This is a genomic window from Streptomyces durocortorensis (genome assembly GCF_016901035.1).
Lineage (GTDB): Bacteria > Actinomycetota > Actinomycetes > Streptomycetales > Streptomycetaceae > Streptomyces > Streptomyces durocortorensis.
The window spans coordinates 8,270-13,774 of the sequence record NZ_JAFEUF010000034.1 but is presented as its reverse complement, the minus strand read 5'-3'; the positions used below and the strand labels follow the sequence as shown (position 1 = coordinate 13,774).

Sequence of the window (5,505 nt, the reverse complement as noted above, 5' to 3'; positions counted from 1 at the left end):
GGGGGGGGGCGGGCGCGGCCGGGCCCCGCCCCCGCCCCCCCCCCCCCCCCCCCCGCCCGGGGCCCCCCCCCCCCCCCGGCCCGGGGCGGGCCCCCCCCGCCGGGGGGGGGGGGCGCTGCCCGCACGGTCCGTGCCTCAGGAACCCAGCAGGCGTGCGACGTCGACCAGCCGGTGCGAGAAGCCGGACTCGTTGTCGTACCAGCCGAAGATCTTGACGTGGCGTCCGTCGCCGGTGACCGTCGTCAGCTTCGAGTCGAAGATGCAGGACGCGGGGTCGCCGACGATGTCGGTGGAGACCAGGGGGGCGTCCGTGTGGCGCAGGACGCCGGCCAGCGGACCGGCCGCCGCGTCGGCGAACAGCCCGTTGATCTCTTCGGCGGTCGTCGGCCGGGAGACGTACGCCGACAGGTCGGTGAGCGACCCGACCGGGACCGGCACGCGCAGGGACAGACCCGCCAGCCTGCCGTTCAGCTCGGGCAGCACGGCGCCGATGGCCTTGGCCGCGCCGGTCGACGTGGGCACGATGTTGAGGGCGGCCGAACGGGCCCGCCGCGGGTCCTTGTGCGGCCCGTCCTGCAGGTTCTGGTCCTGCGTGTACGCGTGCACGGTGGTCATCAGGCCGTGTTCCAGGCCGACTCCCTCGTGCAGCACCTTGGCGAGAGGCGCCAGGCAGTTCGTGGTGCACGAGGCGTTGGAGACGATGTGGTGGGTCGCCGGGTCGTAGTCCTGGTGGTTGATGCCGTACGCGAGGGTGATGTCCTCGTTCGTCGCGGGGGCCGAGATGAGGACCTTCCGCGCGCCGGCCTCGATGTGCGCCCTGGCCTTGGTGCCATCGGTGAAGATGCCGGTGGACTCGACCACGACGTCGACCCCCAGCTCGCCCCAGGGCAGCTTGCCCGGGTCGCGCTCCGCGTGGACCGCGATCTTCCGGCCGTCGATGACCAGGGAGTCGCCGTCGGCCTCGACCTGGGCGTCGAGCCGGCCCATCGTGCTGTCGTAGGAGAGCAGATGCGCGAGCGTCGCCGCGTCCGTGAGGTCGTTCACCGCCACCACGTCGAGGTCGGTTCCCCCGGTGAGCGCGGCTCGCAGGAATCCGCGGCCGATGCGGCCGAACCCGTTGATGGCGACCTTGGTGCTCATGTCTTTCTCTTTTCTCTCTGTGGCCGAATGCGTCATGACCGGACGCATCGTGCGGGATTCGAAATCGAGACAGAATTCCGGGAAGCAGCCGGATCCGGAGAAGCGGCCGGTTCTATTTGCGTGCCGCGAGCAGAACTCCGACACCACCGAGAACCAGCCCGAAGATCGCGGAAAGGCTGAGCGTCTGGCCGATGATCAGCCAGGCGAGCAGGGCGGTGACGGCGGGGGTGAGGAAGAAGAGCGTGCCCACCCGGTTCGCGGCCTGCTTCTTGAGCATGAAATTGAGCAGCAGGAACGTCCCCACGGAATTGATGAGGACGATCCAGGCCAGCGATCCGCCGAACGCGCCCCAGTCGGTGACCTCGGGATCCTCCAGCGTCAGGGTCAGGATTCCCATCACCGGGGCGCTGGCGAGGAAGTGCACGGCCGTACTGCTGCGGACGTCTGCTCCCGGGGTGAACCGCTTCTGATAGACGGTGCCCACGCTCAGCCCGAGGAGTCCGATGAAGGACAGCACGATCGCGCTGACGGAGAAGTGCAGCGCTCCGCCGACCGCGAGCAGCACCCCGGCGCCACCGACGACGAAGCCCAGCCACTGCCGCCCGGTGATCTTCTCGCCCAGGAACATGCCGGCCAGCAGAGCGATCAGCACGGGGTTGAACCCCTGGATCAGCGCCACGACGCCACCGGGCAGTCCCGCGCCGATGGCGGTGTAGAAGGCGCCGAACTGCACCGCCTGCATCAGCAGGCCGACGACGACGACATGCAGGAGCAGCCGCCCCCGGGGCCAGGGCGACCTGCTCACCCCGGCGATCACCGCGAGCAGGACGCCGGCGACCGCGAAGCGGGCGAACGTCAGCAGGAGGGGCGGTGCCGCGTCGGTGCCGAGCACGGCCGCGATGAACGCGCTGCTCCACAGGACCACGAAGACGGCCGGGACCGCCGCTGTGGCCCAGGGCGGCGGCGGGGCGGCGGTGGGCTGCTCCGCCGGAGCAGTCCTGAGATCGTCGCGTTGCATGGCGGAGACGCCTCCCACAGGAAAAGTAACCGTACAGACAGGTTCGCTGGAACCCTACAGAGCCTTGGATCAACCAGTCAATGTGGTTACCCTGGCGGCATGAACTTCGCATTTGTCAGCGGCAGCGTGGCCCTTGACTTCGTCGGAACGGTGCAGGCCCGACGCGATGCCCCGCTGGACCTCCTGACCGCATCGGCCGATCTCTCCGCCTGGTGCGCCGCCTCGGGGGTCCTCGACGACCCGCCGGCGGCGACGCACGCCGACCTGGAAGCGGCGGTGGGTCTGCGTGAAGCCGTCTACCGCCTGTTCCTCGCCTCGACCTCCGGCTCTCCGTACGCCCCGGAGGACTGCGCCGTGGTGAACCTCGCCGCGGCCCCCGGCCCGGCCCGCGTCGAACTCCTGCCGGACGGTGCGGTGAAGCGCCACGGGGGGGTCGACGCCGCCCTCTCAGTGGTGGCCCGGGACGCCGTGGAACTGCTCCTCCAGTCGGCCCACCCGGTGAAGGAGTGCTCGGCGCCGCGCTGCACACGGCTCTACGTCGACCGCTCGCACCGCGGCTCGCGGCGGTGGTGCGACATGACCCGGTGCGGCAATCGGGCCAAGGCGGCCATGTACCGCGCGCGCCACGCCTGATCGGTCCCGGTGAGGCCGCCGGGCGCGCGGGCCGTCTTTCCGTACGCGCGCCGGCTTCACCGGGAGGTCCTGGCGGAAGCCGGGACCGCCACCCGGGCCAGCGACCGGAAGAGGAGCGTGGTGGACGCGGCGCCCGGGTCCATGTGCCCGACGCTGCGATGCCCGAGGTAGGACGCCCGCCCCTTGCGTGCCTGCATGGGGATCGTGGACCAGGCGCCGGCCGCGGCGCCCGACGCCGCTGCCGACGCCGCCGCGCCGAAATTCCCGGCCCGGACGGTACGGAAGGCCGTCAGCGCCGGGGTGAAGGCGTCCACCATCGTCTTGTCGCCCGGCGCCGCGGCGCCCAGCCGGACGATCGCGTCGAGCCCGGCCGTGAGCGCGTCCCCGAACTGCGCGGCGTCGGCCCCGGCCGTCGGCAGCGCGGTTCCCATCGCGGAGAAGGCGCCGCCGTACAGCACTCCGGAGGCCCCTCCGACATGAGCTCTGATCAGCGCTCCTGATTCCCGCAGCACTTCGCCGGGAGAATCCGGAATTTCGCCCGATTCCAGCCATCGGCGAACGCGGGAGAGTCCTCTGTGGAGGTTGACTCCGTGATCCCCGTCGCCTATCGCGGAGTCCAGAGTGGTCAGATGGTCTTTCTCTGCAAGGGCCGCTTCTTCGAAAGCCAGAAGCCAGGATAGGGCAAGCGATCTGTCCACACGGTTTTCCTTCACTTGCGACGGTGGTGGGGGAACGCCGCCCCTCGACCACATTGTCAAGCGACACCGCGGGATGCTCATGTGAATGGCCGGAATTAGACCGGTCATTCACTTTAGTGCGTCATTCCCGCGCGAACAACGGGCCGCTGAGTAAAGAGAAAGCCAAACAGTCCTCAGGGATGAGATCCGGGCGCTCTCCGACAGTTTTCAGCCAGGATCTACAGAAAAGCCGGCATGCGAAGTGCGAGCCTGCATGCGCCTGAACACTATTCATCATTGCTGAACGTCATTCCGAGAACTAGGCTCCCGTCCGTCAACCGAGCATCCTCGCGAAGGGCGTACCCATGTCTCTGGAGCGTGATCTCTTCGGCGCCGGCCGACCCGCCGACGAAAAGGTGCGGGTCCTGGTGGCGGACGGCGACCCGGCATCGCGCCATGTCCTCACCCGTGTCCTGCGCAGATCGGCGCACCTCGATGTAGCGGCCGACGTCAGCAGCCAACAGCCCCTGAACCAGTGGCCCTTGGGCGGGTCCGATGTAGTGGTGCTGGTGTCCGGCCCACACGAGAGCACCATGGGCCGGGTGCGGCTCCTGGCCTCGCGCGAGGTGCGCGTGCTGCTCATCGGCGCCGACTGGAACAAGTACCGTCTCGACGCCGCCTTCGCGGCCGGCGCCACCGGCTGCCTGGCGAAGGACCTCGGGCCGGCCGGAGTCGTGGCCGCCGTCCGTGCGGTCGCCTCCGGACACACCGTCCTCTCCCCGGAGTTGCGCGCCCTCTACGTGCAGCGGCCGCCCGTCCCTTCGGGCTCCCAGGCCGACGGGGCCGAGGAGCTGCTGCCCACGCTCACCTCCCGTGAGCAGGAGGTGCTGAGGAATCTGGCCGAGGGCATGTCGACAGCCGAGACCGCGGCCCGGCTGCGCGTCTCCCCGGCGACGGTCAAGAGCCATGTCTCCCACCTCCTGACCAAGCTGGGCGCCCGCAACCGCCTGGAAGCCGTTCTGCTGTTCCAGCGCTCGTGCGAACGCGCCGCGGAGACGGTGCTGGGCTGCCCCCGGTCCGCCATGGCCGGCTGACGGCGAACAGCGCCCCTTCCCCTCCTCGTCCATCGGCGGATGACGGGGTCCGGCCGCGCATGGATGATCGCAGCGTGCTCGAACTCTGCCGGGGGCGGAACCCCTGGCAGTACGACCTAGGGGGAGGCCGCCATGTCCGGCATCGAGTTGATCGAGCGTGAACGCAGCACAGGGCTCAGGACGAGGGTCCTGCTGATCGAACAGGATCCGATATCGCGCCACGTCCTGACCGCGATCCTCGAACGTGACGACCAGATGGAGGTCGTCTCCGCGGACGACCCGGAGGGCGACGACGCGGTCGGCATGGCCGCACACGCGGAGGCCGTCATCGTCTCCATCGGCCCCGGCCAGGAGATCCCCGGGTTCGTCGCCGAACTGACCGCGCGTCACGGCAAGCGCGTCCTGCTCGTCAGCAGCAGCTGGTCCGGCCGGCTGCTGGACTCCGCGCTGGCGGCGGGCGTCACGGGGTGCCTGCTGAAGGAGGCCGCGATGCCGAACCTGGTGGGAGCGGTCCGGGCCGTGCACGCCGGGCTCTCGGTGATCTCGCCGCAGATCCACCGGCGCATGATGCGACGCGAGGCGGGATGGGACGCGTCGGTGACGCGGGAACGGCCCGGCGAGCCGCCCATGACGCGGCTGGTCGAGTCGCTGTCCCCGCGTGAGCGCCAGGTCCTGTGGCTGCTCGCCGAGAGCCGGACCACGTCCGAGGTGGCCGACCAGCTGCTGATCTCGCCGACCACGGTGAAGAGCCATGTGTCCAACGCCCTGACCAAGCTCGGTGCCCGCAACCGAGTCCAGGCCGTCCTGGCCGTACGGGAGTTCATGGCCCGGGGGGGGGGGGGGGGGGGGGGGGGGGGGGGGGGGGGGGGGCCGCGCCCCCCCCCCCCCCCCCCCCAAAAACAAGCACCCACAACCACCACCCGCACACCACAGCCACGACAGA

Annotated in this window: 6 protein-coding genes; 3 read left to right on the top strand and 3 right to left on the bottom strand. The window is 70.4% G+C overall.

The window, feature by feature from the left end:
• Positions 1-135: 135 nt before the first annotated feature.
• Together gap and JS521_RS09870 are read right to left on the bottom strand one after the other, a co-directional pair.
• A complete protein-coding gene (gene gap, locus JS521_RS09875) occupies positions 136-1,140 on the bottom strand; it encodes a type I glyceraldehyde-3-phosphate dehydrogenase (protein ID WP_205082336.1) in 1,005 nt (334 codons plus the stop codon).
• 112 nt (positions 1,141-1,252) lie between these two features.
• Positions 1,253-2,158, bottom strand: coding sequence for a DMT family transporter (locus JS521_RS09870; protein WP_205082335.1), 906 nt, complete (start codon positions 2,156-2,158; stop codon positions 1,253-1,255).
• A 99-nt stretch (positions 2,159-2,257) separates the two neighbouring features.
• Between JS521_RS09870 and JS521_RS09865 the strand changes: the two genes are divergently transcribed.
• A complete protein-coding gene (locus JS521_RS09865) occupies positions 2,258-2,791 on the top strand; it encodes a CGNR zinc finger domain-containing protein (protein ID WP_205082334.1) in 534 nt (177 codons plus the stop codon).
• Between the two features lie 56 nt (positions 2,792-2,847).
• Here the strand turns inward: JS521_RS09865 and dhaL are convergent, their stop codons facing one another.
• Positions 2,848-3,543: a dihydroxyacetone kinase subunit DhaL gene (gene dhaL / locus JS521_RS09860; RefSeq protein WP_205082365.1), complete on the bottom strand. Its 696-nt coding sequence runs from the start codon at positions 3,541-3,543 to the stop codon at positions 2,848-2,850.
• Between the two features lie 290 nt (positions 3,544-3,833).
• On the opposite strand from dhaL, the gene JS521_RS09855 reads away from it, so the two are divergent.
• Together JS521_RS09855 and JS521_RS37180 are read left to right on the top strand one after the other, a co-directional pair.
• Complete coding sequence (locus tag JS521_RS09855; RefSeq protein WP_205082333.1) at positions 3,834-4,562, top strand: response regulator transcription factor; 729 nt, start codon at positions 3,834-3,836, stop codon at positions 4,560-4,562.
• A 132-nt stretch (positions 4,563-4,694) separates the two neighbouring features.
• Positions 4,695-5,505: response regulator transcription factor (locus tag JS521_RS37180; RefSeq protein WP_275564178.1), on the top strand; the 811-nt coding region annotated here is incomplete at its 3' end.